Below are 720 nucleotides of genomic sequence, written 5' to 3'. Positions count from 1 at the left end.
CTGATGTTCAACCCTGATGGAACATACACATACACGCCTAACACAGATTTCGTAGGGGAAGATTCATTTACTTATGAAGTGTGTGATGCCGGTAATCCTATCGCTTGTGATACTGCTACAGTAACTATAGAAGTGGCGCCTGTGCCAACTTCTGGTAATGAACCGCCTGTAGCTAATGATGATACTAATACTACTGAAGTAGATACGCCTGTATCTGGTACGGTACTATCTAATGACTTTGATCCTGATGGTGACCCTATTACAGTAACTGGAAATACAGACCCTGCAAATGGTACTGTGGTTGTTAACCCTGATGGTACATACACTTACACACCTAACCCTGGGTTTGAAGGTGAAGATTCTTTCGAGTATACCATCTGTGATGATAACACACCTACACCGGCTTGTGATACCGCTACGGTAACCATTCAAGTGATACCTAATGATGGTAACATCACTGTGGCTAATGATGATGCGTACAATGGTGAGGTGGATAACGATATCACTGGCAACGTTACGGATAATGATAATGACCCTGAAGGTGATAACTTTACAGTGACTGCTAACACGGACCCTGCAAATGGTACACTGGTTATTAATCCTGATGGCACTTTCACTTACACGCCTAACCCTGGATTTACAGGTACCGATTCATTTACATATACCATCACTGATGATAATGGAAACCCTGCTTCGGATACCGCTACAGTATATATTACT

General features: G+C 42.5%; 1 protein-coding gene. It reads left to right on the top strand.

Annotated features, from left to right (window positions below; genetic code table 11):
- Nucleotides 1–720 (top strand): Ig-like domain-containing protein (locus tag IEV10_RS14290; protein WP_188375416.1); only part of this gene is annotated, 720 nt, incomplete at both ends.

Source organism: Winogradskyella haliclonae (genome assembly GCF_014635865.1).
GTDB lineage: Bacteria > Bacteroidota > Bacteroidia > Flavobacteriales > Flavobacteriaceae > Winogradskyella > Winogradskyella haliclonae.
This window is presented reverse-complemented; position numbering and strand designations above follow the sequence as displayed.